This window comes from Sphingomonas rustica, assembly GCF_039652585.1.
Classification (GTDB): domain Bacteria; phylum Pseudomonadota; class Alphaproteobacteria; order Sphingomonadales; family Sphingomonadaceae; genus Sphingomonas; species Sphingomonas rustica.
In genome coordinates this window covers 332068-357320 of sequence record NZ_JBDIZK010000004.1, presented here as the reverse complement: position 1 = coordinate 357320, position 25253 = coordinate 332068, and the positions used below count along the sequence as shown (strand labels likewise).

Genomic DNA, 25253 nt, shown 5'->3' with positions numbered 1-25253 from the left:
GTCGCCCTCCCCAAAAGGGAACGGCAAACCCCCGTTGTCGCGGGATGGAGCAGCCCGGTAGCTCGTCAGGCTCATAACCTGAAGGTCGCAGGTTCAAATCCTGCTCCCGCAACCAACGCGACACACATCATAACCGCCTCGGTATCCACCGCAGGCGGTTTTTTTGTGCCCAACGCACGCCAGATCCCGCCACACACGGCATCACCGGGCCGCCCACAGGGGCGCCCGGAAAGGCTTGGCCGGCGTCTAGCGACCACGCGGATCGGCGCGATCCGCGATACGACGGCAAGGCCTGGTGATGCCGTCCCTCCGAGGGGCCGCGAGAGTCGCCATCGAACCGCGCTGGCTCAACTATCGGTGCCTTCGCGATACGCATCAGTAAACGCTCGGACCCCAAGCCTGATGCCTGGGGTGGCGCATATCGGACTGAAATTACACAGCGTTAAATTAATGCTTGCAACGATGCGGCCGATAACGCATCTAATTTACGTTAATCGTTCCTGAGAGAGAGTTGATCCTATGAAACTTGATCGCGTCCTTCTTCTCTCCATCGCCGCGCTGGCCATCCCCGCCGCCGGTCACGCCGAAATGCCGCAGGCGGCAAGGCAGCAGGCCGCCAAGCCGCAGTCGGCGAAACCGCAAGCCGCAAAGCCACGCTCGACCAAGCCGCAGGCGGCCCGGCCTCAGTCCGCGCAGAGCACGGCGGGTCGCGAGACCGCTTCGGCTGCTGGGCCGAGGGTTCATGTGTCCAAGTCGAGGGATATCACCGACTGCACCGCACGCACCCAGGGCGGGCCGCGGTCGGTCGCAGGACTCGGGCTGGGCGCCCTGGCTGGGAGCAAGGTCGGTGGCGGTGCGACGGGCGTCCTGGTTGGCGGTGCCGCAGCGGGCGCTGTCGGCGAGGCCATGGATCGCAAGGCGCGCTGCGGACCCTCCGCGCAGGTCGAAAGCAATGCCGCACCCGAAGAGGCGCCCAAGAAGAAGAGAAAGCTCAGCCTGGGCCGTATCCTCGGTCAGTAATCGGCCGGTCAGACAATAGCGGAGCATGTTGCGGTGAAGAAACACACGATATCGTCGCTGTCCGTTGCGGCCGCGCTGGTCCTTGGCCTGTCGGTGCTGCACCTCGACAGTGCATCGGCGCAACGCCAGACCGTCTTCATCTGCAACGGCGTGGCGCAAGGGAGCCCGAATTGCGCCCCGCCCACCCCGGTGCTGAAACGGTACATCCATGTCGACCGGTCGTTCGGCGCACTTGCCTATGACGAGGCGAAGGCGGCCTGGTATGGCAGCTACCAATATCCCTCGAAATCGGCAGCCCAGAAGGGCGTGCTGGAACATTGCCGGGAAAATGGCGGCGCCACGTGCAAGCTGATGCTGTCCTATACCAATCAGTGTGCGGCGGTGACCCGGGTCGTCGAGGGCGGGGCCGAAGCGAGAGGCAAGGATTCGGTCAACACCGGCAGCACCCAGGACGAGGCTGAAGCGAACGCCATCCGCTCCTGCCAGGCCGATTGGGGCGTGCGCACCTGTACGGTGAAGCTGGTCAATTGCAGCCACCATAACGTCACCCGTTGGAGCCGCTGGGAATATGAGTGACGGTCCGGGCGGGGCCGCCGCCCGAGCTTTCGTTTCAAAGAGGCGACGATCACCTGTGTGTCGGCGGGCAGCCTCACGATCGGCTGCCTGCCGAACTCACAGCGACTTGCCATAGATCACATAGGCCTTGTTGAGCACGCCGCGCACGGTCTCCGCGACCGATCGCATTCCCTGATTATCTTCAAGGACCCATCCGATCTCGGCGCGGGTTGCCCCGTAGTTAGCGACCGCGGCGCGGCGGGTATTCTCGATCATCATGAAGGCAAGCTGCGCAGCCAGCCGGGAGTTCTGGAGCCTGCTGGCCACGCCCATCAGCGGCACGCGCATCGTCCGCACCTTCGGTTTTCGCAGCCACCAGGCCAGCTTCAGCCAGCCGAAGGGAAGGAGCGACCCGTTCAGCCGCTTCAGCGCTTCGTTGAGATCGGGGAGCGTGATCATGAAGGCGACCGGCTCGCCGTCGAGTTCGGCGATCTGGATCAGGTCGTTGAATACGAGCGGCTTCAGCTTCTTGCCGACATCGCGGATCTCGGGCTCGGTCAGCGGGACGAAGCCCCAATTGCTCGACCAGGCATCGTTGAGAATGGCGAGGATGATTGCCGCCTCCTCGTCGAACCGCGACTTGTCGGTGTCGCGGACCCGAATGCGGGGATCGGCATTGCCGGCCTTGATGATGCGCTGGACGATCTTCGGGAACTCCCGGGTGACATCGAGCTCGAACGTCAGCAGGCGCTTGACCTCGGCATAGCCCGCCCGTTCGATCCAGGGGCGGTATTCGGGTCGGGCATGGCCCATCAGGATGGTCGGCGACTGATCGAACCCCTGGACCAGCAGGCCCGGCTCTTCCCAGATCGACATGCTGACCGGACCCAACGCTCGGGTCATGCCCTGTTCGCGCAGCCAGTCTTCCGCACGGGCCAGCAGCGCGAGGAAGATGTCCTCGCGCTCCGCCTCCATCAGCCCCCATTGCCCGACTCCCGGCCCGAATCCCTGTTCGGGCGGCATGGTGAGCGCCAGCGTATCGATGTGCGCGGAAATCCGCCCGACAACCCGGCCACGCTCGCGGGCGACGAAGAGCTGCGCGCTCGCGTGGCTGAACCAGCCATTTTTTTCCGGGGTGATCGCCTCCAGTGCCTCGCCGGTCAGCGGCGGGACCCAATAGGGATCGTCCCGGTACAGGCGATAGGGAAAGCGTACGAAGCTCTTGCGATCACGCGGCGAGTCGACGCGCTCGATTGTCAGGTAGCGCACTATGGGCCTTTCACGTCGTCGCGACGTCGAACCGCTGGTTGTCCAGTAGTCCCGTCGTGACGCGGCTATTCCCGAAGATGTGCCTGGAAGAAACAAGAGCGAGGTTTCCGTTGAAACCGCGCTTGCGGACCCGTCCGAGCAACCGATTGATGGCTGTGGTTACCGGTGAAATCTTCGTGCGATTTCATCTTACGTCAGACGCCCGATTGCATCAGCTACAGGCCTCGATCCCGTGATCGGGGCGACCTTTGAACTGTTCCGGACCATGTCTCATGCCCCGCTTGTGTTTGGCTGCAACCTTGCCAGCGATGCTGGTCGTGCTGGCTTCGGGCCAGGCGATCGCGTCGGATACGTTAGAAGGCGCGATCGCGGCCAACGCGATGCTCGAGTTGCTGAAGCGATAGGATAGGAATGCGACGCATGGCCAAGGGGGCTGCGACCGACCAACAGGCTGCTTGGTCGGACATGGCGGGCGGGCGGTGGCGGATGATCACGCTTGCCGCGCTCGGCGGAGCGCTCGAATATTTCGATTTCATCATCTTCGGCATCTTCGCCCAGTCGATGGCGGCTGCCTTCTTCCCGGCCGGGGATCGGCTGGCGCTGACCCTGGCGCTCGCGGTCTTTGCCATCGGCTATCTGGCGCGACCCATTGGCGGGATGATCTCGAGCCATTTCGGCGACCGATATGGTCGCAAGCGGGTGTTCGTGGTCACCCTGGCGCTGATGTCGGCCTGCACCTTCGGGATCGGCCTGCTGCCGACCTACGCATCCTGGGGGATCGCCGCCACGCTGATGCTGGTCCTGCTGCGCCTCGGCCAGGGCCTGTGCATCGGGGGCGAGCTGCCCGGTGCGATCACGTTCGTGGTCGAGAGCGCGGGGCGCCGTCCCGGGCTCGCGTGCGGCATGGTCTTCGCCCTGGTCAATGCGGGCGTTCTTCTGGCCGCCTTCGTCAATCTCTGTCTGACCGCCTGGCTGAGCCCGGCGGCCATGCTCGACCATGGCTGGCGGATCGCGTTCGCAATTGGAGGCATGCTCGGGCTGGTCAGCATGATCTTCCGTCGCTCGCTGGAGGAGACCTCGACCTTCCTGCGCTTTCGCCATGCGGCGGTGCGCCAGCCGGTCCGCGACGTCCTGCGTACCCGGTGGCGCGCGATCCTGCTGGGCTGCGCCGTGGTCGCGCCCACTGCCGGGTTCAACGGCCTGCTCTTCGCGCACATGCCCGCCTATCTCGGCCAGGTCATCGCCTATGATCGGCAGGCCGTCGCCGGCGCGATGAACCTGGCCCTGCTGCTGATGTCGTTCTCGCTGCTGACGGCGTCCTGGTGGGCGGACCGGATTCCCGCACGTCATCTGCTGATGGGATCGTCGGTCGCGCTGCTGTTCGGCGCGCCGGTCACCTATGTCCTGCTCGCGCGCGGGGATGCCAACCTGATGCTGGTCCTGCCGTTGTTCGCGATCGCCGCCGCCGGCGCCAATGGCAGCTTCGCCTATCTGATCGCCGGCCTGTTTCCGCCGCAGCTTCGGTTCAGCGGCGTGGCGCTCTCGCTCAACATCAGCTTCACCCTGCTGAGCGGCCTCGGTCCGCTGTGCGCCAATGCCTTGATCGACGCTACCGGATGGCGCGCCGCGCCGGCGCTGATCCTCTCGACCGTGGCGCTCGTCGGGCTTGGGGCAAGCATCGCGCTCGCCGGTCGCGATCTGCGCGGCGATGCCCCGCCTGGCGCGTGATGCGGTGTCGAGTCCCGATCGGTTACAAATGAAGGCAAGGCCGCGTCGACAAGCCTGCTTATCCTGCAATTACATCGCCCGCGTCCGGGACCCCCGGCGCGCCGCGGCTTCGCCGATCGCTCCGACCGTCCCATGCCCAAGGAGTGTCTCATGAGGATCATCGTCCGCCCCCTGCTTGCCGCCGCTGCGCTGATTGTCGGGATCACCGCCGGCACCGCCCATGCCCAGATCGCCCGTCAGGAAGCGCCGGCGCGCAGCGTCAACAATGTCGTGCTGGTACACGGCGCCTTCGCCGACGGCTCGGGCTGGCGCGGCGTATATGACGAACTGACGCGGCGCGGATACCGGGTGACGATCGTCCAGAACCCGCTCACCTCGCTGGCGGATGATGTCGCCGCGACGAAGCGCGCGCTGGATCGTCAGAACGGACCGGTCATCTTGGTCGGGCATAGCTGGGGCGGCACGGTCATTACCGAAGCGGGCGTCGATCCGAAGGTGGTCGGGCTTGTCTATGTCTCGGCGCTGTCGCCCGATGCCGGCGAGACCACGGCCCAGCAGTATAAGGGGTTCACCACGCCCCCCGAATTCGTTCTCCACACCCACAAGGACGGCTTCGGTTTCATCGATCGCGAGAAGTTCAAGGCGGGCTTCGCGGCCGATGTCGGCGATGCGGACGCGGCGTTCATGCGCGACTCGCAGGTGCCGATCAACATGTCGGCGTTCGAGACCAGGCTTCAGAATGCCGCATGGCGGACGCGGCCGAGCTGGGCGGTGATCGCGACCGCCGACAAGGCGTTCGATGCGCGCATGCTCCAGGCCATGGCCAAGCGGATCGGTGCGAAGGTTACCGAGGTGCCTGCCAGCCACGCGCTGTTCATGACCCAGCCCAGGGCCATCGCGGACGTGATCGACGGCGCAGCCCGCGAGGTGAGCGCCAAGTCACGCTGAGCCCGGGACTGCCAACGCCGCCCGAAGCGATTGCGTGACGGTCGTAACCCCAATCGGCGGACCTGACATCAAGGGGTGTTGGATCCGCGCTACCTGAATGTCAGGAAGGCCCATCTTCCGCGGGAGGTGCGTCGGATGGGTCTGCCGCGGTCGCGAGGCCGCGGCGGGCGCGCCGGCAGAAGACCCGACCCACCGCGCCGGCGCGCCCTTCCAACCCGGTGATCAGGGCTTGCGCGACGCCGCGCGCAGTTCGCGCTCGCTCCGACGCAGACGAACCTCGGCGGAAGCCAGCGCGGCGAGCGACGCGAGCAGCTGTTCGTCCCGCGCGCTCATCGTGCGGGCCTGATAATCGATCACGCACAGCGATCCGACCGGGAAGCCATCGCCGTCGAGGATCGGGGCGCCGGCGTAGAATCGAAACCCCGGCTGGCCGGCCACGGCCGGATTGTCGGCAAAGCGCATATCCCCGGCCAGGTCCTCGACCATGAAGACCCGTTTCTGAAGAATGGTGTGATTGCAGAAGGCCCAGCTTCGCGGCGTCTCCGCCAGCGCCAGGCCGATGCGGGACTTGAACCACTGGCGTGTCGGGGTCAGCAGCGTGATGAGCGCGATCGGCGCGTTCAGCGTCTGCGCCGCCAGCCACGTCACCCGGTCGAACGCCTCTTCGGGCACGGTGTCGAGCAGCCCGGTCCGCTCGAGCGCCACCAGCCGCTGCGCCTCGTTGATCGCAACGGGGAACGGGCTCTCCCCGGCCGCCGGTGAAGGCGTCGACTCCGGGATCAGCGACCGGCGGACGGCAGCCGGGAGCGCCTCCGGAGCATCAACGGCCACGATCCGCGTGGCGCCCGCCCCGGTCAAAGGCTCGGCCATGCCGACGGCATAGAGCCGGCTGTGTCCGAGCGACGGATTGTCTTCGAGCCGTCGAAGAAACTCGGCCCAGTGCGGATCGCCGCCGGTCACGTCGACGATCACTCCATGAGGGCGAAGCGTCGCGATCGTGAACAATGCGGGATGAAGCGCGTCGAAAAACTGTACCCGGCATTCTTCGAGTTCGGCGAACAGCCGCCGATAACGTTCGAGCCTTTCGGCCGGCGCGACGATCACGAGGTCGGCCGACAATCGCCGGGCTTCGGCACCGCGCCCCTCGATCAGCGCATCGATATCGGCGTGATAAACCCGACGGTGTCCGCCCGGCGTCTTCCAGGACGGCACCGAGCCGCCCTCGATCAGCAGCTGCGCGGTGCGAATGGACACACCCAGCAGCCTTGCCGCGTCCGCCGTCGTCAGAATGTCCTTCGTCATGCTGTCCTGCCTTTTGGCGATCCATGTCGGATTATCAGATCGATCACAGAGCATAAATTTATGATCATTGCTATATTTGATAGAATTGATACCACGTCACCATCTCGCTCGACTGCAATGCGGCGGCGACCCGGGTCCGCCGGCCATGCGGCGAAAGATGGAAGGCTGCGCAATGTATCATTACGCCACCCAGTTCGATCACGCTGTCCCACACTCGCCCGCCTTCGTTCCATCGGCCAGGATCGGCCGGGTCCTGCTGGTCGAGGAGGTGCCGGACGCCCGTCGATCAATCCTGTCCTACCTTCAGGATCGTCAGTGCACCGTCATTGGCTGCGGCGCGATGGATGCGCTGCGCCAGATCCAGCATCAGCCGTTCAGCCTGGTGCTCGTCAACGCGCGGTGCGGAACGTTCAGCGGGCTCGACGTCCTGCGCCAGATCCGTGGACGATCCCATGTACCGGTGATCCTGTATCGCGACGGTCCCCCGGCCGATATGGAGCGGATCATCGGGCTCGAACTGGGGGCCGACGATTTCCTGTGCGGTCCGCTCGATCTCGACGAACTGCTCGCGCGGGCCCGAGCGACGCTGCGGCGCCAGCAGCTTGGCCGGCTCGATCCGGCGCCGCTGCAGGGAGGCTATCGCTTCGAGGGATGGGAATTGAGTCACGCGAGCAGGCGGCTCACATCGCCCTCCGGCAAGGTCGTCGAGCTTACGAAGAGTGATTACACGCTGCTGAATGCACTGCTCGAATCGCCGGGACGGCCGCTTTCCCGGCTGCATCTGATGCGGGCGACGAGGATGCATGAGGATATCCACGACCGCAGCATCGACGTGCAGGTGCTCAGATTAAGGCGCAAGCTCGGGCGCAGCGGGGCGGGGGACAGCTTCATCCGGACCGAACGCGGGTTCGGCTATGTCCTCGCGGCCCGTGTGGAACCGCTCTACTAGCGCCGGCCGCGGCGTGACGGCGGCCCCGCGCCGCTATTTGGCGAGTATCGGAATCACGGGTGCGGCCGTGATTCGCCCGCGGCCGTCGATCGGGTCTTCCTCCGCATCGACCCGGGTGTTTTCCCGGTGAGCGCCTTGAACGCGGCGATGAACGCGGCCGTGCTTTCATATCCCACGGCCAGGGCGACGTCCTGGATCGCTTCTCCGGCGGCAAGCCGGGTGAGCGCGCAGCAGATCCGGGCATGTCGCCGGAACTGCCGGAAACTCATGCCGGTTTCCGCCACGAACAGCCGCAGCAGCGTCCGTCGGCTGGTACCCGCCTGATCGGCAAAGCTGTTCAACGAGCGTGGGTCGGCAGGATCATCGAGGATCGCCTGGGCAACCCGGACGGCACGTGGATCGGACGGCATCCGCACGCCGCAGCGGACCGGCGTGCTGCGCCGGAGATCCTCGATGAGCAGGGGATGGCCGTGACGCGTTTCGAATGTCGGATAGTCGCAGTCGAGGATCGCCGCGAGCGCCTGGCTGACCGGCAGCAGGTCGTCGGCGGCCGCGACGATGTCGCCCGCGTCGGTCAGGACCAGGTTGCACGGGCTAAGCGCGGTAATCCGCACGAGGTCGGCGGCCTTCGCGACGATCGCATGACCGGCGGGAACGATCCGGCCCAGCGTCGGAGCGTCGATGCGCGCCAGGCCGTTCAGGACGAGGACGATCACCGGAGAAGGCCGGGGCATCAGCTCGAGTATCCGGTTCTTGCCGACGATGTTCCTGCGAAACGGCGCAGCAGACATGTCGCCGTGCGGGAAGAGGAGAGGTGAGATCAGCATCGCTGGACCTTCCCCCCAGTTCCGGCGCCGCGCAATCGCGGGGCCGTTACATCGGACACCGTCAGGCTACCGACCCGCCCGGTCGGGCTGCATCGGTAGGTCTGGTATGCCCCGGTATCGAGCGCGACCCAGTTGACGCGCTGTCGCTCTCGCAGGGGCCGCATCTCCCTTCGACTTTCCGATCCTTTGCCGAGGCTGATCGACGCAGTGCTGCCCGTCATCATGACGGGCAACCGCTTTTGGTTACCGATCGTCAGAAATCAGCCGATAATCGTTACGACTGTGATCTGTCCTATTCTGGATCGGTGACGCCAATCTTAGGAAGCCGGGCCTGCTTTTTCGAGGCGAGTTTATTGTGAGGCTCCAGTGGCATTTATCGATACGGCTGAACTTAGTTCACAGGTCAAGTCTGCCCGCGTCCTGGTCGTCGATGACGATCCGGCGATGCAACGGATGATCGTCGGTTATCTCACCGAGCATAATCTTCGCGCGAATGCCGTTTCGGGCCGCCAGGGCCTGATCCACTCGCTCGTCGCGCGCGAGCCCGATCTCGTCATTCTCGATCTCCATCTCGGCGAGGATGACGGGCTCGACGTCCTGCGCGAATTGCGGACCAAGAGCGTCACGCCGGTCATCCTGATCACCGGCAACCGGCGCGAAGAGATCGACCGGGTCGTCGGCCTGGAACTGGGCGCGGATGATTATCTTACCAAGCCGTTCGGCCTGCGCGAGCTGCTCGCGCGGGTTCGCGCCGCGCTTCGCCGTCGGTCGATGGACCGGCTGAGTCCCGCGCGGCAGCGCGAGGCCGTCTTCACCTTTGCCGGCTGGCGGTTCGATCAGCGCAACCGGGAGCTGGTGTCTCCCCCCGGCGACACCGTCGCGCTGACCAAGGGCGAGTTCGCCTTGCTGAGCGCATTCGTGCAGGCGCCCCGCCGCACCCTGTCCCGCGAGCATCTGCTTCAGGCCACGCGGGTGCACGAGGACGTGTTCGATCGCAGCATCGACGTCCAGATCCTCCGGTTGCGCCGCAAGCTCGAGGACGACGCCCAGGCGCCCCGCTTCATCAAGACCGAGCGGGGCGTCGGCTATCGGTTCGACGTCGATGTCGAAATGCTCTGACGGGCCCAATCCGGGGTTTGCCAAAGCGTGATGCCGACTGGCGACGCGGTGTCCGATCGGGCGCCGCGTCGCCGGCTCACATCGCGCCGGCCGGCTCCGACTCGACCAGCGCCGCTGGCAACAGCTCGGCAAGCTCCCTGCGCTGCAACGGATAATTGAGCCTCGCCGCGACGATGGCCGTCCGCAGCGACCGGCCCAGGGGCGTGGCGAGCAATAGGGGCAGGGAAGCCGTGATATTCGACAGCGTATCGGCCACGTTCAGGACGGCCTCCGGGTCGCGCGAGGCGATCAGCGCCGCGTCGCATGCGGCCAGCGCGGCCGACAGCGTGACCGGGCTGGCGCACAGCGACACCGAACAGGGTTCGTAGCCCAGTTCCGCCAGAAGCTCCTCCTCGGCCTGCCGCTCGCCTGGTTGCCCCAGCAACAGGATCCGGGCGCCGTCGCCCGGAATGCCGAAGCCGTCGCCCTCGGCGATCTCGGGCAGCCACATGGTGAAGCGGGCGCCGGGTGCGAGATTCTCGACATCGATCGTGCCGCCATGGTCCTCGACGATTTCCCATGCGGTCGACAGCCCCAGACCGGTGCCACCGAGCTTCATCGTGAAGAAGGGCTCGAACAGGCGGGACCATGCCGCGTCGGGAATGCCCGGTCCGTGGTCGCGGATCGACACCGTCACATAGTTGCCGGGAGCAAGCGTGGCGTGGCTGAACCGGCGCGGTGTCTTCAGCGTGCCGCGCCCGGTCACGATGGTGACCGGGTCGTTTCCGCTCACATGCCCTGCATTGTTGCAGATATTGAGCAACACCTGCTGAAGCTCGCTTCCGGCACCCATGACGCAAAGGCGGTCGCCGGACGATGTGAGCTGAAAGGCATCGCGGCGGGACGAGGCGGAGAGCAACTGGACCGTTTCGCGCAGCACGGCGAGAAGATCGGTCGGGCGTTTGCTGGTGCGGCCCTGTTTCGCGAAGGTCAGTATTTCGTCGACCAGATCGCGAGCGCGCTCGACGGCGCTCAGGATCTCCTCGAAATGCCGATGGGCGGGCGAATGCTTGCGGGTTCGTTCCTGACCCATTTCGGCAAAACCGCCGATCGCGCCGATGATGTTGTTGAAGTTGTGGGCGACGCCGCTGGCCATCGCGCCGATCGTCTCCATCCGCCCCGCCCTGGCGATGGTCCGCTCGAGCCGTTCGCGCTCCAACTGGAGCACCTCGCGGCGCGCACCGTGGGCGATCGCGACGATCGCCGAGGCGATTCCGGCCATGTGATCGCTGCGCTGGGCGGAGGCGGCGCCGTCCGGTTCGAACCCGATGATCACCTGATAGGGCTCCGGCGTCCTCAGCAGCACCAGGTCCTTGATCCCGGCGGCGCGCATCGTCCGGTTCAAGGCGCATTCGCCGCCACGGCCACGCGTCGAGGCGATCACCCTGTCCGCCACCCAGGCATCGTTCGCATCCGCGGCCTGGACGAGGCGGCAGAACCACTCCTGGTCTTCATCCGCGTCGCCGGCCGAGAAATGCTCGGGGTTGGGCACGCCGGGAATCGTCAGCCGCAGCCTTTTGGCGCCGAGATGCGATGCGAGCCGGTCGACCGCGCTCTGGACGCGCGCGGCGAACGTGGCACCGACGGTGTCGATCAGCGGCATCGCGATCGCGGCGCTCAGCCGCTCATTCTCCGCCTGGGCTTCCAGGTCGCGCGTCCTCTGTCGATGGACCAGGACCAGCGCGGTAAGCGACGCGGCCAGCATCGCGAGCAGGACGCCGAACGATACCTGAAGATGGCGCACCTGGTCTCCGCGCACGGCCGCCTCCGCGCGCAGCAGGTTCTGCAGCCGGTCCACGCGCTCCTCGATCCGCATGCCGCGGATCGACTGGAGCAGCTGGTCGATCTCGGGAAGGATCCGCACCAGCAGCCTGGCATGGGAAACCAGCTGGCCCTCGGGCCCGGTCGCCGCGATGCGCGGCAGATCGTCCAGCGCCGCGCGCGCCTCGGTCACGGTCGATGTGCTGGTGTCCAGCGTCAGTTTCAGGATCCAGGCGGACAGGATGTTGTGGTCGCCGATCTGGGCGCTGCCATCGGTCGTGAAGCGGTTCAACGAATTCTGCAGCAAGGCGTTGTGGCTCTTGAATCGTTCGACCATCCGCTCTTGGCGGTCAGCTGCCGCAATGATGTCGCGAAGGACCTGCCGGGCCGGATCCTCCATCGGCAGCTGCTCCAGCGCCGACAGGCTCTCGTCCGCGTCGACCATGTCCGCATTGACCGGATCATAGTTTCTCAACAGCCCTGCCCGTGCGGTCAGCAGGTCGACCTGCAGGGTCCGTTCGGCGAGCGAATAGCTCATGATCCCGTTGCTGGCGGCGGTCGACCAGGGCCGCATGTCGCTCATCATGCGCAGCGCCAGCACGGCGACCACCACCGTCGCGATCGCCAGGATGACGCTCGCGAGCCTGAGGGCCGCCAGCCACCTCATCTCGCATGTCCGGGCGCTGCGCGGCGCAGGCGCGTGCCTTCGTAACGGCCGGTCAGCGCGGTCAGGAAGGCGGCGATGTCCGCCGCGTCCCGATCGCTGATGGCCAGGTCGAGCTGCGCGCGGCCCATCTGGCGAACTGCTTCGGGGAGCGACGCGACGCTGCCGTCATGGAAATAGGGGGGCGTGACCGCCACGTTCCTGAGGCTCGGCACCCGGAGATATCGGGGGTCCGGTTTGCCGAGTGGATGGAAGATGCCGCGACGCTGGAAGATGTTGCCGCCAAGATTGGCACCCTGATGGCAGCTTGCGCAACCCAGGACATTGAACCGGTTCAAACCACGCTGCTGGCGGGGGCTGAGCGCGGTCCTGTCACCGCCAAGCCAGCGATCGAACGGGGCGTCCACCGTCACCAGCGTGCCTATGAACGCGGTCAGGGCATCGGCGACGGCACCGTCGCTCGGCAATGAGCCATAGAGTTTGCGAAATCGCCTCAGCATGTCAGGATCGGCGGCAAATCGACGGGCCGCCAGGTCCTTGCCGCCCATCAGATGGTCGGTCGTCAGCGCCTGAAGCGTAAACGCGCGCAGGCTTCGGGTGCTGCCTTTCCAGCCGAACCTGAAATTGTGCACGCTGTTGAACAGCGTCGGCGTGTTCCAGGCCGTCGCCCTTCCCGAATCGCCACGATCCATCGCGGCGGCCGAGGCGCCATTGGTGTCGAGGTCGTGGCAGGACGCGCAGCTCAACTTTTGCGACCGAGAGATGCGGCGGTCGAAGAACAGCATTCGCCCCAGCGCGATCTTGGCGGGATCGCCATGCGGCCGGGCGGGCAGGGGAGAGAAGGCGGCTTGCGAGCCTTGTCCTGCGGAAGCCTGGGGTTGGGCGACGCATATCCTGACCAGCACCGCGCAGAAGATCAGCGCACACGTCCACGTGGCAGGCGAACCCGCGAGACAGGCGCGGAACGAGGTCAGCACGCGCGCCGTCCCAGAGTGCCCGGGCATCGCAGCCTTGCCTGCCCGCCTGCCATGGCGCCCTTGAGCGCATATTGCTGGGCGTCCACCCTGTCCGGTACTTGTCGCTCGCCCATCCCGCACTCCGGCCCTGAAGCGACCCGTCATCCGATCCGTGCGCTTCAAGTCGATTTCGGCGGGGTCGAAGGCGGTTACGGTCGTAGCCAGATATCCTGCCGGAGTTGCCGAGCCCCTCGCCCGAAGGGCTTCGGTCGTAGCCCGTCCGCAGCGCCCTGAAACCGCCGCGTAGCCCGTGCCGGCAATCTCGATCGCCTGTTTTTTCCGGGAGACGATGAATGCGTGCAGGCGACCAGGGCGCTGAGGATCTGTGGGCCTTCGAGCGGGAGCTCGCCACTTTGCCGATCGACCGGCTCGACGTCGCGCGTCCGCGCCTGTTCGAGCTGGGGCTGGCACCCCGGTACTTCGCGCGGATGCGCCGCGAAGCCCCGGTCCATCATTGTGCCGACGGCGCCTATGGATCCTATTGGTCGATTACCCGCCATCATGACGTCGAGCGGGTGGAGCTCGACACCGGCACCTTCTCCTCGGATCATTATAACGGGGGGATCACGATCACCTCCCGCCCGGACGATCCGCAGTTTCTCCCGGCGTTCATCGCGATGGATCCGCCGCGTCACACCGAACAGCGCCGGGTGATCGCGCCCGCCTTTTCGCCCCAGCGCCTGGGCGAGATGGGAACGCAGATTCGACGCTGGTCCCGGGAAATCCTGGATGGCCTTCCCATCGACGAGGCGTTCGACTGGGTCGACCGCGTTTCGATCGAACTGACCGCCCGCACGCTCGCATCCTTGCTGGGCTATCCGGTCGAACGGTCGCGCGACCTGATCCGCTGGTCCGATGCGATGGTGGCGCTGCCCGGCACGCCCGCCTTCCCCACGCTCGAGGACAAGCTATCCGTGATGAAGGAGTGTTTTGCCACGTTCGAGACGATCTGGCGCGAGCGGCTGAAGGCGCCGACCGGAAATGACCTGGTCTCGATGCTCGCCGGACGACCGGAAACCCGGGAGATGAGTCGCGAAGAGTTCTACGGCAATATCCTGCTCCTGATCGTGGGCGGGAACGACACGACCCGCAGCAGCATCAGCGGCAGCGTCGTCGCGTTCGATCGCTTCCCGGCGGAACTGAAGAAGCTGCGCGCCGAGCCGGGTCTGGTCGCCGCGCTGACGCCGGAGGTGTTGCGGTGGCAGACGCCGCTGGCACATATGCGCCGAACGGCAATGCGCGACGTGTCGATCGGCGGCCGCCACATTGCCAAGGGCGACAAGGTGGTCCTCTGGTACCTGTCCGCGAACCGCGACGAGACGGTGTTTCACCAAGCGGACGACTTCATGATCGATCGGCCCAATTCGCGCCGGCATCTGTCGCTTGGCATCGGGATTCATCGATGCATCGGCGCGCGGCTGGCCGATGTGCAGGTCCGGACGCTGTGGGAGGAAATTCTGAAGCGCTTTCCCAGAATCGAGGTGCTGCGGCCGCCGGCGAGATCCTTTTCGACCTTCACCCACGGCTATTCCGAGCTTCAGGTCCGGATCCCCGCCCGGCTTGCCTGAGCGTTTCCGCGCACCGAGCCGCGGGCGAGCCCAAGTCCGAGCCAGAGCGCGACCATGACCAGCACGCAGCTGGCGGGATGCGATGTGCCCGCCGGCTGCATCATCGCGTAACCGAGGATCGCGGTGATTGTCAGGGCACCCGGCAGGGCTGCCCTGCGGGAGGACAGCAGCATCGCCGCCCCCGACATCGCCCAGCAGGATGCAAGCGGGCTTCCCGCGGCAACGATGCCGGCGCTTTCCAGCGCTGTGAACGCCGGTGCCAGTCCGGCGATGGCGTCCAGCAGGACGGTGGCGGCGACGAGCATGACCAGGCCGCGGCCCAGTGCGGCGCCGGGTTGGTGGCGCCGTGTCATGGGTGGATCGCGACGAGCTGGATGCCCAGCAGCACCAGGATGCCGCCGGTGACCCGGTCGAGCGTCGGAACCACGCCGGGGCGTCTCAGCCACGGGCGGATGCCCCCGGTGACGATCGCGAGCATCGTGAACCACAGCATCACGATCAGACCATGGGTCGCGGCCAGGAACAGCGCGCGGCCTTCGCCGGCCGCGCCGGCGGGGATGAACTGCGGCAGCAGCGTCAGATAGAAGGCGCCGACCTTCGGATTGAGGATATTGGTGACGAAGCCACGCCCTGCGGCGCTGGCGATCGTGCCTCGTCTCTCGCCCTCGCCATCGTTGAGGAAGGTCGGCCGCGGGCGCAGGAGCAGATTGGCGCCGAGCCAGGCGAGATAGGCGGCGCCGAACCACCGCAGCAAGTCGAACGCGAGCGGCCAGGCATCGATCAGCGCGGCCAGGCCGAAGGCGGCGGTGCCGCCCCAGCACAGGCATCCGACGGCGATCCCGGCAGCGGCGGCGACCCCGGCCGGTGGCCCCTCGGCCGTCGCCGAGCGAAGGACCATGGCCGTGTCCAGACCGGGCACCATGGTCAGCAGGGTCGCCGTCACCAGGAAGGCTGCGTAACTTTGCGTCAGCATCTGAAATCTCGCAATCTGGGAGCGCGCAAGGCGCCCATTGGATTGTCGGGATGTGCGCGTTGGGGGTTGCAGCCCCGCTTCATCGCTGCCGCCGCATGGCTGCAGTTGTAATGGTCCGGTGTCGCGGTTGCGGGGATCAGCGCTGGGCGATGATGATGGTGCCCTTTTCCGCCGGGGACAGCACATGATAGCGCACCGTCGAGAAGCCGGCCCGCGCCAGCATCCCCGCCAGCTCGGCATAGCCGAAGGTGCGCGTGCCCGTCTCCACCAGCAGCGTCAGCCCGAATGCCGCGCCGAACAGGCCCGGTGTGGTTTCGGCCGGATAGTCATGAATGATCAGCTTGCCCCCGCGCCGCATCGCCTTGCCCATGTGGCGGAAGATGCGTTCATTCTCCTTCGCGGTCATGTTGTGCGCGATCGAAAGATACAGGACGAGGTCATAGTCCTCGCCCCAGTCGCAGTCGCGAATGTCGGCGGGCGACACGGTGATACGGTCGGCAAGTCCCGTCTGACGGATGCGGGCACTGGTCCCCTGAAGGGCGCTTTCCAGATCGACGATCCTGGCTTCCAGCTGCGGATGCTGCCGGCAGAGCGCGATCGAATGAACGCCGTGCGACCCGCCCAGATCAAGCAACCGCGCCGGCCCGACGGGAAGCTCGATCAGCCGCGCGAGATCGGGCGCCAGGTGATGCGCGAAGGCTCGCATATAGCGTGCGAACCGGACGCCGAGCTCCGGCGCCTCGTCCATCCTGTCCCATAACAGCCGCGCCGGCGCGCCGCGGCGTACCGCATCGGACAGCTCACCCATGATCTCCCACGCATCGGCGGTCCAGACGAGCCCGGCATTATAGTCGGTGTCGCCGTGGCTGGTGAACCAGCGCATGGTTGCGGGTGCATTGGCGATGTGATCGCCCCGCCGCCGGAGATGGCCGGTCTCTATGAGGAAATCCGTCAGGCGCGCGATGCCGATCTCGCTCGCTCCCGATGCGGCGGCAAGCGCGCCGGCGGTCAGCGGGCCGGAGGCAAGTGCCTCGAACAGGCCGATGCGTCCGGCCGCGATGAGTGCGGACGCGCGCATCATGTCGAGATAGGCGTGGAGCATCGGCAACGCCGGTCCGGAAAATTCCGGCTGCGTGTTCGTGGGTTCATCCGTGCATGGGTCCAGACCGAAGTCGAACGCGCTGAAAGTATCGTCCATCCTGAACCCCTTGCATCTGTATTCCAGCGCGGAATGCAGGATCGAGGTCACGGATCGGCTTCACCTCGTCGGCGCCGCACTACTCCTGAAACGATTTCGTGGCTTTCGCGCCTGTCGCTGGTCATGAGCCACGCCGCTTCGGCAGCCTGATCAATGCCTTTTTGAGCGATAACGGCGGCGGAAACCGATCCGCTATCCGCCGCCCAGTTCGCGCGCGAGATCGAGAAAGGCCCTGAACGCGGCCGACGGGTTCCTGCGTCCCGGGTAATAGAGGCACAGGCCACCAAAGGGTGGCGTCCAGTCGTCGAGAACGCGGATGAGACGGCCGGCTTCCAGTTCCTCATGGACATCCTGTTCCATGAAGAAGCCGAGTCCCAGACCTTCGCGCACCGCGATGCGGGCGATGCTTGCTTCGTCGAGCGTTACCGGACCGCTGACCTCGACCTGCGCCGTCTCCTCGCCCCTGCGGAACTGCCAGCGATACAATGCGCCGTCGGGCAGGCGGACGCGGATACAGCGGTGGTCGAGCAGGTCCGTCGGGATGCGCGGCCGGGGGCGGGTTTCGAAATAGCCGGGCGACCCGACGACCGCGAAGCGCTGCGGCCGGCGCAGCGACAATGCGATCATGTCGCTGGGGACGAATTCGGACTCGCGCACGCCCAGGTCGAACCCGTCGGCGACGATATCGACCAGGCGTCCCTCGGTGACGATATCGATATGGACCTGGGGATAGCGGCGGACGAACTCGACGACCAGCGGGACCATGATCGTCCGGGCCGCGGTGGGAAAGGCGTTGATCCGGATCGTGCCCGACGGGGTCGCCTGCTGCGCCCGCGCGGTCTGCATCGCCCCATCGATGTCCTGCAACGCGGGCCCGACCTGCTCGACGAATCGGCGCCCGGCATCGGTGAGCGACACGCTGCGCGTCGTGCGGTTGAACAATCGCACGCCGAGGCTGGCTTCCAGCTTCCCCACCGCGCTGCTCAGCGCCGTGGTCGATATGCCCAGATCGAGTGCGGCGGCGCGAAACGACCCGCGTCTCGCAATGGCGATGACCGCCGACAGATCCTTCAGTCCGGCATGATACATCGCCCTGTCATTCCGGGCTTCGTCCTCCGGATCAAGTCCGCATCCTGGGAAGACCGTCGTTCCCTCATCGGGCGCAATCGCTCCAGCTTTCATCGCGCAGCGCGGTCCGGCGATCCCGAAGGTCGTTGGCGCGCAACAGATCGAGATCGTCCGAGCAGTAGGACCGGACCAGGCCATTGACGGCCCTGTTCGGGGCCGAGCGCAGCAACGGCAGTCCCTCCTGCCCGTCGGACCCGGACACCTGGCTGCCAGCGCTGGCCGCAGCCACATGGCCCGGCAGTTCGACAACCAGGTGAACGAGCAGCAGCGTCCCCGCCAACGATGCTGCGGCCCCTGCAGCAATTCCTTTTCCAGTCATGTGGCACCTTTCTGAAATCGTCGGTGCCGGCCTATTCGGGTCTGGATGCGAGCGGACTTCAGTTCGGCGCGATCGCGTTTCAGGGGCAATGCCGGGTCGAAGGCGTTCGGGATTACTCGGTTTCTGGACGGGGGCGGCCTGAAAGGATCGAGGCCAGGACCAGCCCCCCGATCATCCCGACATGTTCGGTCGCGGTGTGGAAGGCGATCGTGCGGAACGGCTCTTCGGGGATCGACCAGAAGTGATGCACGAGCAGGATGGTGAGGCCGGTGAAGACGCCAAGTGCGCCTGCACCCAGCCATGCGAGCCGGTTGATGACGATCAGCAGCGATCCCGTCAGCTGGACGATGATCGTGGCAACCGCAAACCAGGCAGCGGGCTCCAGCCCGAAATGGCTCATCTCCTTCATCGCCGCGTCAAAGTCCGACAGCTTGGCGAGCCCGCTTCCCCAGAAAGGGAAGGTGAGCGTGATCCGGGCAGCCAGCGCGACGATCGGGCGTTGCAGGAAATGCTGGATGATGGCGCTCATGGGCAGGCTCCGAATGATGGGCGAAAGGGCGGGTCGGCTGCCCGCCGCTGACGCGTGCGGCCGGGCGCCGCGCCGGTCCTTGCAGCGCGGCGTTCGGGAAAGGAGTTCGATCGATCTCGCGCTTGGATAATGCGATACGGCGTACAGCACGAGCGCGTCGATCAGGAGGGTGCGGATCGGGCCGGGTTCGGCCCGACCGGGTTCCGGTTCAGCGGACATCCGCAATCCATGACTTCGACCTGCGACCACGCGGTTGCATGGTCGGACCGCATGGCTACGCCTGAAACGCCGCGAGATACCATCGAGGGCGTCACCATGCCGACCGTCTGGCCGGCGCCAATGCCGCGGCGAGGAACGGGCGGCGCAGAGGCCGCCCGCTGCATCGTCAGTCCTGCCGGGCCAGGACATTGTTGACGGCGCGGTCGCCCGCCTGCCAGCGCCGCAGTGAATCATGCGCGCCGGCGCGCTGGATCGCGGTCACGCCGTCCATGCCCTCGGGCTCGTCGCAGAATTCGAGCATCTGGCCATCGGGATCCTCGACATAGAGCGAGCGGGCATAGCCGTGGTCGAACATCATCGCCTGGTAACCCGCCTTTTCCAGCCGGTCGCGGAGGGCCGCCTGCTGCTTTTCGTCGGCCTGAAGCGCGAGGTGAACGAACAGGCCCTGGCGCTTGGCGGCATTGCGCTCTTGAATCTCGCAATCGGCGAAATTGAAGAAGGACAGGGCGCAGCCGTCGCTCAGGGCATAGAGGGCGAGACTGAACTCATGGACCACGCCGCCCAGCGTCTCGCTTTCGATCCAGAAGCCCGTCAGCGGAATGCCGAGGACATCCTCGTAGAAATGGCGCGTCCGCTCCTGATCGGCGGAAACATAGGCCGTGTGATGAAGACGGGTGGCGAACGGGGCGAGCGCATCCGCGGATGCGGCCTTTTCGAGAAGGTCGGTCGTCATGGGCAACTCCTTGCACCGGCGTCGTTGCCGGCCCGATCGACCTATCGGGAGTGCGCTACCGCACGATAACTTGGGTCCGCTCGCTTGTTTACCAACGTAGCGGAAAGGGATCGCGGCACCGCCCGGCGACACCGTCGCTCCGCGTGACCTCAGCTGTCGACGGGAAGGACCTCGCGGACGTGGCGCGGCAGCCATTCCCAGAGCCGCACAAGGTCGCCGACCGAGGACGCATGCAGCTTGCGCATCACATTGCCGCGGTGAAGCTTGACGGTGATCTCGCTGATTCCAAGGTCGTGCGCGATCTGCTTGTTGAGGCGACCGGTCGCGACCGCGCGGAGTACCTGGCGCTCGCGCGGCGTCAGGGTGGCGATCAACGCCTCATGCTGTCTGGCGACCCGGTCCGCGGCGCGACGCCGACGGTCCTGTTCGATCGCCAGCGCAACCGCGTCGAGCAGCGTCTGGTCGCGGCAGGGTTTGGTCAGGAAGTCGACGGCGCCAAGCTTCATCGCCTGGACGCTCATCGCGATATCGGCGTGACCGGTCAGGAACACCACCGGCCGGCCGACGCCGTTCGCGATCAGGATCCGCTGCAGGTCGAGACCGCTGAGGCCGGGCATGCGCACGTCGAGGATGAAACATCCCGGCCGATCGGGCAATTCCGCCTGCAGCATGTCCCGGCCCGACGCGAAACCGATCGCGTCGATCCCCACCGTGTCGAGGAGCGCGATGGTCAATTCGCGGAGCAGCGGGTCGTCGTCGACGACGATCACCAGCGATTCGGGCTGATCGTCGCCATCCTCGTCGCAAGGATCGGGCAGGAGCCCGGGGCCGCGCGCCGGCCCCCGTCCGGGACGAGTGCCAATGCGCTGGGGCGGCCGGATATCCTGGCGCATTTCCGGCCTGGACCAGGCAAATGCCTGCGTCATCTCGTCACTCCTTTGCGAACGCTCGATCGATCCTCAGTGTCCCACAGGGTCTCGTGCGACTGAATCCCGAACCCATCGATCGGCGGGCAACCCATTCGGGTGACGCGATCCTGTACCCGGCATCAGTCATGGCGCTGCAGGACGACCGTCCGCCTTCCGAACATCAGACAGTCCGACGAGTAGGCGCCCGGACCGAGCGCCAGGATCGCGGCGATCTCCAGTATCTGTGCGCCGGCCGTCACGGGCAGCGCCCCCTTCAGCAACGCCACCAGCGCCACCCCGATGCCGAGCAGGGCAACAGCCCGTGTCCAGAAGCCTAGGATCAGGCCGATTGCGAGCAATGTCGTCACCCAGGGACGGGCCGCGGCCGCGGCCAGCTCCGGCGTGATCAGGATCGAGAAGGCGCCTGAAAGACGCAGCATGAGGAGCCCTGCGCCGACGCGCCCATTGGGGAAATTGGCGACAATGCCTGGCATGTGTGGACAATAATCCCGCCATCCGATGCCTGACATCCCGATATGGGGTACCGTCAGACTGACCTTTTGGGGAATGGCTGCGCTACGCCATCGGGATAGCCTGGCGTCGGCAGGTCGAGGTCGGCCGGAGGGATGACATGGGCGTCGAAAGGCAGGTCGTGCGCGAGGCGGACAGGGTGTCGATCCTGCGTGCATGGCGGGCGCCCGCCGGTGGACTCGCTCTGGTGCTGCTTGCCCTGCTCGCCGCACCGGCAAGGGCGCTCGACCCCGAGCGGGACCTGCAACAGTACAAGCATAGTCGATGGACGATCGCGGATGGCGTCCCGCAAAGTATCTGGGCGCTGGCGCAAGGCGCCGATGGCTATTTGTGGATCGGAAGTTCGTCTGGGGTCTACCGGTTCGACGGGGTAAGCTTCGAACCCATTCCGCTGCGGGTGCCGCGTTCGGAGAACTGGCGCGCCACGGCATTGCTTGCTGCCGCCGACGGGACGATTCGGGTTGGATACGACAATGGCGCCATGGCCATTTACCGCGATGGTGCGCTGCGTCTGGATGCTGCGGTACCCGATACGGGCGCGTTCACGATCCGCTTTGCCCAGACCGCGGACGGTGCGATCTGGGCAGGGATGGGCCGAAAGGAACTTGGTCTGCTCCGGCTTCGGGGAGGCCGCTGGCAGGAAATCGGCAGCGAATGGGGCTTCCCCTCCGAATGGCTCATGGACCTGACCGACTCCCGTGACGGGGCGCTGTGGGTCACGACATTGGGGTCCATCCTGGTGCTGCGGAAAGGCTCGCACAGGTTCGAAAAGGTCGGCGTGCCCAACGGCCACGCGGCGATCAGCGAGGATCGCAGCGGTAATATCTGGCTATCCGACGATACCGGAACGCGCATTCTGGCAGGCGCATCGGGCTCGATCTACGGGGTCACCCGCACGCCGGTCGCGCTCCGCGCTTTCGATACGAGCTTCGATCGCGACGGCAATCTGTGGGGAATGAACGGCGCCGGCATTTTTCGAATGCGCGCGCCGGGCATCTGGCCATCGCGGCCGTCCGCGAAGCGGGTCGAGCGGTTCGGCGCCGAAGACGGGCTGAGTTCCGACCTCAGCCGGTCGGTGCTGGAGGATCGCGAGGGCAATATCTGGATCGGCACCAGCCTTGGCCTCGACCGGTTCCGACCCGCCAATGTCGTCGTGTCGAGCGGGATCGGCCCGGAGGGCACCTGGGGATATGCGTTGCTGGGCGCCCTCAACGGCGACATCTATGTCGGAGCGTCGGACGGGGTGTACCGGATCGTGCCCGGCGGCCGTCCGAGGCGCCTGGTCGGAACCGGCGCGGAGACGCATTATTTTTGCGAGGCGCCGGACGGAAGCATCTGGGCGATCCAGACAGACTCAGTGACCCGCATCCGCGGCGACAGGATCGATCGGATCGCGCTGCCGCCATCGCAGGACTGGCGGGCATGCGTCGTGAATGTCGCGAACACGCTGTTCATTGGCGGGCGCGAGCCGCTGCGCCTCTCCCGCTCCGGCAGGTGGCAGCGCCTGTCCTTCGGCCCCGACGACTTTCCCCAATTTCTGATGACCGACGGCAGGCGACGCACGCTCGCGCTTCTCCATTCGAGCCGCCTCGTCACGCTGGACCCCGAAGGCGCCATGGCCGGCGACGTGCTTGGCCAGCGCCTCGAGGAAGTCAGCACGATTCTGCCCGGCGCTCGCCACATTCTGTTCGCTGGCGTGTCCGGAATGGCCAGGTTGGTCGAGGGGCGGCTCCAGACGATCGATGGTGCCCGCTATCCGTGGCTGATCGAGCCGTCGGGGCTGGTCGAGACCCCGGACGGCCAGACTTGGCTGATCGGGCGTGAGGGTATCGTCGGCCTGTCGTCGGCGCAGTTGAGCCGTGCATTTGCCGATTCCCGGGCACCGCTCACGCCGCGAATTCTCACCCTCGAGGACGGGCTTCCCAATGTGTATGCCCGCGACGGCCGGCTAAACGCGGCGCGCGGAGGCGATGGTCGCCTGTGGTTCGTGACGACCGGAGGGGTGGTCTGGGTCGATCCTGCGCGACTGACCCGGAATGCGCTGCCGCCACCCGTCGCGATCCGCGCCGTCACCGCTGGACGCTTGCGGTATCGCGATCCCCACGCCCTGACCCTCGCCAAGGGCACGTCGCGATTGGCGATTCAATATGCCGGGCTGAGCCTGGGCAAGCCCAGCCGTGTCCGCTTCCGCTATCGGCTGGAGGGCATGGACGAGGACTGGATCGACGCCGGGGCGCGGCGCGAGGCCTATTACACCAATCTGGCGCCCGGCCGGTATCGCTTCAGGGTCCTGGCGGCGAATGACGACGGCGTCTGGAACCATGACGGGGCGACGCTCGACTTCACCATTCCGCCTACCTTCCTCCAGTCGATCTGGTTCAAGCTGCTGGTCGCGCTCGGGGTGGCCGCGATCCTCGCCGCGCTCTATCTCCTGCGGGTGCGGCAGGTGACGGCTCGCCTGCAAAGCCGGTTCGATATCCGCATCGCCGAACGCGAGCGGATCGCGCGGGAACTTCACGACACGCTGCTGCAGGGGTTCCAGGGCCTGATGCTCCAGATCAAGGCGGGCATAAACCGCCTGCCTGATCCCGCGACGCGCCAGCCTCTGGACGAGGCGTTGATGCGTGCGCAGGCGGTGCTGGTCGAGGGACGCGATCGCGTGCTCGACCTGCGGATGCCCGACCAGCCCCGCGACCTTTCCGAGATGTTGCTGGACGCGGCCGCGGTCGTGGTGGGCGACAAGGGGCCTCGCGTCCAGCTGATCGCGGAGGGCGCTTCCCGCGACCTTCACCCGGTCGCGCTGGAGGAATTGCAACGGATCGTGGAGGAAGCGCTGCGCAACATCGTGCATCATGCAAAGGCGAGTTCGATCGAGATGCTGGTGATCTGGGGCGGTCGTCGGTTGAGCCTGTCGCTTCGCGACGACGGTGTCGGCATACCCGCAACCGTCCTCACGCAGGGGGAGCGAGCCGGTCATTTCGGGTTGCGCGGCATGCGCGAGCGCGCCGAGCGGATCGGCGGCCAGCTGACGGTATCCAGCCGCAACGGTGGCGGCACCGAAATCGCGCTGATCGTACCGGGAGGCGCTGCCTATCGCGATGCGATGACTCGGCCCCGGCTCCCAGGTCTCGAGATGCTGCGCAGGGTCATTGGGAAGGGCACGCTATGAAGTCGGGTCCGATCCGTGTCCTCGTCGTCGACGATCACATTCTGTTGCGGCAGGGGATCACCGGCATCCTGGCGCCCGAGGCCGATATCGAGCTGGTCGGCGAGGCCGGGAATGGCGAAGAGGCGGTCGAGAAGTTCGAGCAGCTTCGGCCTGACGTCACGCTGATGGATCTCCAGATGCCGGTCCTGTCCGGCATCGACGCCATCGCCCGGATCACGGCCAAGGCGTCCAATGCAAGGATCGTCGTCCTGACCACCTATCGCGGCGATGTTCAGGCGGTCCGCGCCTTGAAGGCGGGCGCGCGCGGGTACTTGCTCAAGAGCTCGCTGATCGACGAACTGCTCACCGCGATCCGCACCGTCCATGCCGGCCAGCGCTACATTCCCGCAGACGTCGCGCAGGAAATCGCCATCCATGCCGCGGAGGATCCGCTCAGCCCCCGCGAGATCGATATCCTGGCGCTGGTGGCCACGGGCAAGGCGAACAAGGTCGTGGCACGCGAACTCGACGTGTCGGAACAGACGGTCAAGGCGCACCTGCGCACCATCTTCCAGAAACTCGGCGTCCAGGACAGGACGCAGGCCGTGACGACTGCGCTGAGGCGGGGAATCATCAGCCTTTGATCGTAAGCCTGTAGGCTGGCCTTGTGGATAGGTAACCCTGTCCCCGGGGATAGGGTGGACGCCGTCGGTGGCGCAAAATCGCCCGGCGACTCGTAACGTTTGCGCCGCAACCGACACGTCCAGCCGAATTGGCCCGCCAGGCCCTGACAGTCACATTC

At 66.3% G+C, this 25253-nt stretch carries 23 protein-coding genes and 1 tRNA gene; 10 read left to right on the top strand and 14 right to left on the bottom strand.

Annotation, left to right across the window (positions count from 1 at the left end; all coding sequences use genetic code 11):
* Positions 1–38 precede the first annotated feature (38 nt).
* From TPR58_RS09390 to TPR58_RS09380, 3 genes are all read left to right on the top strand, one after another.
* Positions 39–115 (top strand) — tRNA-Met (locus TPR58_RS09390).
* Between the two features lie 404 nt (positions 116–519).
* Complete coding sequence (locus TPR58_RS09385) at positions 520–1020, top strand: hypothetical protein (protein WP_346246374.1); 501 nt, start codon at positions 520–522, stop codon at positions 1018–1020.
* Between the two features lie 33 nt (positions 1021–1053).
* The gene (locus tag TPR58_RS09380) at positions 1054–1596 is read left to right on the top strand and encodes a DUF4189 domain-containing protein (protein ID WP_346246373.1); all 543 of its coding nucleotides are present in this window, start codon (positions 1054–1056) and stop codon (positions 1594–1596) included.
* 96 nt (positions 1597–1692) lie between these two features.
* Here the strand turns inward: TPR58_RS09380 and TPR58_RS09375 are convergent, their stop codons facing one another.
* Entirely contained in the window at positions 1693–2847 is a 1155-nt protein-coding gene (locus TPR58_RS09375; protein WP_346246388.1) for an N-acetyltransferase, read from the bottom strand.
* Between the two features lie 417 nt (positions 2848–3264).
* Here TPR58_RS09375 and TPR58_RS09370 point away from each other — a divergent pair, with 417 nt between their 5' ends.
* Positions 3265–4572: an MFS transporter gene (locus tag TPR58_RS09370; protein ID WP_346246372.1), complete on the top strand. Its 1308-nt coding sequence runs from the start codon at positions 3265–3267 to the stop codon at positions 4570–4572.
* A 150-nt stretch (positions 4573–4722) separates the two neighbouring features.
* Positions 4723–5520 (top strand): alpha/beta fold hydrolase, encoded by a 798-nt coding sequence (locus TPR58_RS09365; RefSeq protein ID WP_346246371.1) that lies wholly within the window; start codon positions 4723–4725, stop codon positions 5518–5520.
* A 222-nt stretch (positions 5521–5742) separates the two neighbouring features.
* Here TPR58_RS09365 and TPR58_RS09360 read toward each other — a convergent pair whose 3' ends face one another.
* On the bottom strand, positions 5743–6822 hold the full coding sequence (locus TPR58_RS09360; RefSeq protein ID WP_346246370.1) for a GAF domain-containing protein: 1080 nt from the start codon (positions 6820–6822) through the stop codon (positions 5743–5745).
* A 145-nt stretch (positions 6823–6967) separates the two neighbouring features.
* Here TPR58_RS09360 and TPR58_RS09355 point away from each other — a divergent pair, with 145 nt between their 5' ends.
* Positions 6968–7771, top strand: a complete 804-nt coding sequence (locus tag TPR58_RS09355; RefSeq protein WP_346246369.1) for a response regulator transcription factor — start codon at positions 6968–6970, stop codon at positions 7769–7771.
* A gap of 53 nt (positions 7772–7824) precedes the next feature.
* On the opposite strand, the gene TPR58_RS09350 is transcribed toward TPR58_RS09355, so the two are convergent.
* Positions 7825–8598: a helix-turn-helix transcriptional regulator gene (locus TPR58_RS09350; protein ID WP_346246368.1), complete on the bottom strand. Its 774-nt coding sequence runs from the start codon at positions 8596–8598 to the stop codon at positions 7825–7827.
* Positions 8599–8964: 366 nt separating this feature from the next.
* Between TPR58_RS09350 and TPR58_RS09345 the strand changes: the two genes are divergently transcribed.
* Positions 8965–9717 carry a response regulator gene (locus tag TPR58_RS09345; RefSeq protein ID WP_346246367.1) on the top strand — a complete coding sequence of 251 codons (753 nt, stop codon included), beginning with the start codon at positions 8965–8967 and terminating at the stop codon, positions 9715–9717.
* 76 nt (positions 9718–9793) lie between these two features.
* Here the strand turns inward: TPR58_RS09345 and TPR58_RS09340 are convergent, their stop codons facing one another.
* Positions 9794–12184, bottom strand: a complete 2391-nt coding sequence (locus TPR58_RS09340; RefSeq protein ID WP_346246366.1) for a DAHL domain-containing protein — start codon at positions 12182–12184, stop codon at positions 9794–9796.
* On the bottom strand, positions 12181–13302 hold the full coding sequence (locus TPR58_RS09335) for a cytochrome-c peroxidase (protein WP_346246365.1): 1122 nt from the start codon (positions 13300–13302) through the stop codon (positions 12181–12183). The genes TPR58_RS09340 and TPR58_RS09335 overlap by 4 nt, the downstream gene beginning before the upstream one ends.
* A 188-nt stretch (positions 13303–13490) precedes the next feature.
* Between TPR58_RS09335 and TPR58_RS09330 the strand changes: the two genes are divergently transcribed.
* The gene (locus tag TPR58_RS09330) at positions 13491–14765 is read left to right on the top strand and encodes a cytochrome P450 (protein ID WP_346246364.1); all 1275 of its coding nucleotides are present in this window, start codon (positions 13491–13493) and stop codon (positions 14763–14765) included.
* On the opposite strand, the gene TPR58_RS09325 is transcribed toward TPR58_RS09330, so the two are convergent.
* The 9 genes from TPR58_RS09325 to TPR58_RS09285 form a co-directional block, all read right to left on the bottom strand.
* Entirely contained in the window at positions 14735–15118 is a 384-nt protein-coding gene (locus TPR58_RS09325) for a hypothetical protein (protein ID WP_346246363.1), read from the bottom strand. The genes TPR58_RS09330 and TPR58_RS09325 overlap by 31 nt on opposite strands.
* Complete coding sequence (locus tag TPR58_RS09320) at positions 15115–15738, bottom strand: LysE family translocator (protein ID WP_346246362.1); 624 nt, start codon at positions 15736–15738, stop codon at positions 15115–15117. The genes TPR58_RS09325 and TPR58_RS09320 overlap by 4 nt, the downstream gene beginning before the upstream one ends.
* A gap of 136 nt (positions 15739–15874) precedes the next feature.
* Positions 15875–16936, bottom strand: coding sequence for an SAM-dependent methyltransferase (locus TPR58_RS09315; protein WP_346246361.1), 1062 nt, complete (start codon positions 16934–16936; stop codon positions 15875–15877).
* A gap of 192 nt (positions 16937–17128) precedes the next feature.
* On the bottom strand, positions 17129–18025 hold the full coding sequence (locus TPR58_RS09310) for a LysR substrate-binding domain-containing protein (protein WP_346246360.1): 897 nt from the start codon (positions 18023–18025) through the stop codon (positions 17129–17131).
* Positions 18026–18089: 64 nt separating this feature from the next.
* Positions 18090–18344, bottom strand: coding sequence for a hypothetical protein (locus tag TPR58_RS09305; protein WP_346246359.1), 255 nt, complete (start codon positions 18342–18344; stop codon positions 18090–18092).
* A 151-nt stretch (positions 18345–18495) separates the two neighbouring features.
* Complete coding sequence (locus TPR58_RS09300; RefSeq protein ID WP_346246358.1) at positions 18496–18912, bottom strand: DoxX family protein; 417 nt, start codon at positions 18910–18912, stop codon at positions 18496–18498.
* Positions 18913–19297: 385 nt separating this feature from the next.
* A complete protein-coding gene (locus TPR58_RS09295; RefSeq protein WP_346246357.1) occupies positions 19298–19864 on the bottom strand; it encodes a VOC family protein in 567 nt (188 codons plus the stop codon).
* Between the two features lie 149 nt (positions 19865–20013).
* On the bottom strand, positions 20014–20790 hold the full coding sequence (locus tag TPR58_RS09290; RefSeq protein WP_346246356.1) for a response regulator transcription factor: 777 nt from the start codon (positions 20788–20790) through the stop codon (positions 20014–20016).
* A gap of 122 nt (positions 20791–20912) precedes the next feature.
* The gene (locus TPR58_RS09285) at positions 20913–21266 is read right to left on the bottom strand and encodes a hypothetical protein (RefSeq protein ID WP_346246355.1); all 354 of its coding nucleotides are present in this window, start codon (positions 21264–21266) and stop codon (positions 20913–20915) included.
* Between the two features lie 137 nt (positions 21267–21403).
* Between TPR58_RS09285 and TPR58_RS09280 the strand changes: the two genes are divergently transcribed.
* On the top strand, positions 21404–24472 hold the full coding sequence (locus TPR58_RS09280) for a sensor histidine kinase (protein ID WP_346246354.1): 3069 nt from the start codon (positions 21404–21406) through the stop codon (positions 24470–24472).
* Positions 24469–25095 carry a response regulator gene (locus TPR58_RS09275; RefSeq protein ID WP_346246353.1) on the top strand — a complete coding sequence of 209 codons (627 nt, stop codon included), beginning with the start codon at positions 24469–24471 and terminating at the stop codon, positions 25093–25095. Before TPR58_RS09280 ends, TPR58_RS09275 begins: the two co-directional genes overlap by 4 nt.
* Positions 25096–25253: the final 158 nt, after the last annotated feature.

What these genes read in the sequence shown, in the direction of transcription:
- TPR58_RS09385 (WP_346246374.1), top strand. Translation starts at nt 520, where the DNA reads ATGAAACTTGATCGCGTCCTTCTTCTCTCCATCGCCGCGCTGGCCATC.
- TPR58_RS09370 (WP_346246372.1), top strand. Translation starts at nt 3,265, where the DNA reads ATGGCCAAGGGGGCTGCGACCGACCAACAGGCTGCTTGGTCGGACATG.
- TPR58_RS09365 (WP_346246371.1), top strand. Translation starts at nt 4,723, where the DNA reads ATGAGGATCATCGTCCGCCCCCTGCTTGCCGCCGCTGCGCTGATTGTC.
- TPR58_RS09360 (WP_346246370.1), bottom strand. Translation starts at nt 6,822, where the DNA reads ATGACGAAGGACATTCTGACGACGGCGGACGCGGCAAGGCTGCTGGGT.
- TPR58_RS09355 (WP_346246369.1), top strand. Translation starts at nt 6,968, where the DNA reads ATGCGGCGAAAGATGGAAGGCTGCGCAATGTATCATTACGCCACCCAG.
- TPR58_RS09350 (WP_346246368.1), bottom strand. Translation starts at nt 8,598, where the DNA reads ATGCTGATCTCACCTCTCCTCTTCCCGCACGGCGACATGTCTGCTGCG.
- TPR58_RS09340 (WP_346246366.1), bottom strand. Translation starts at nt 12,184, where the DNA reads ATGAGGTGGCTGGCGGCCCTCAGGCTCGCGAGCGTCATCCTGGCGATC.
- TPR58_RS09335 (WP_346246365.1), bottom strand. Translation starts at nt 13,302, where the DNA reads ATGACGGGTCGCTTCAGGGCCGGAGTGCGGGATGGGCGAGCGACAAGT.
- TPR58_RS09330 (WP_346246364.1), top strand. Translation starts at nt 13,491, where the DNA reads ATGCGTGCAGGCGACCAGGGCGCTGAGGATCTGTGGGCCTTCGAGCGG.
- TPR58_RS09325 (WP_346246363.1), bottom strand. Translation starts at nt 15,118, where the DNA reads ATGACACGGCGCCACCAACCCGGCGCCGCACTGGGCCGCGGCCTGGTC.
- TPR58_RS09320 (WP_346246362.1), bottom strand. Translation starts at nt 15,738, where the DNA reads ATGCTGACGCAAAGTTACGCAGCCTTCCTGGTGACGGCGACCCTGCTG.
- TPR58_RS09315 (WP_346246361.1), bottom strand. Translation starts at nt 16,936, where the DNA reads ATGGACGATACTTTCAGCGCGTTCGACTTCGGTCTGGACCCATGCACG.
- TPR58_RS09310 (WP_346246360.1), bottom strand. Translation starts at nt 18,025, where the DNA reads ATGTATCATGCCGGACTGAAGGATCTGTCGGCGGTCATCGCCATTGCG.
- TPR58_RS09300 (WP_346246358.1), bottom strand. Translation starts at nt 18,912, where the DNA reads ATGAGCGCCATCATCCAGCATTTCCTGCAACGCCCGATCGTCGCGCTG.
- TPR58_RS09295 (WP_346246357.1), bottom strand. Translation starts at nt 19,864, where the DNA reads ATGACGACCGACCTTCTCGAAAAGGCCGCATCCGCGGATGCGCTCGCC.
- TPR58_RS09290 (WP_346246356.1), bottom strand. Translation starts at nt 20,790, where the DNA reads ATGACGCAGGCATTTGCCTGGTCCAGGCCGGAAATGCGCCAGGATATC.
- TPR58_RS09285 (WP_346246355.1), bottom strand. Translation starts at nt 21,266, where the DNA reads ATGCCAGGCATTGTCGCCAATTTCCCCAATGGGCGCGTCGGCGCAGGG.
- TPR58_RS09280 (WP_346246354.1), top strand. Translation starts at nt 21,404, where the DNA reads ATGGGCGTCGAAAGGCAGGTCGTGCGCGAGGCGGACAGGGTGTCGATC.
- TPR58_RS09275 (WP_346246353.1), top strand. Translation starts at nt 24,469, where the DNA reads ATGAAGTCGGGTCCGATCCGTGTCCTCGTCGTCGACGATCACATTCTG.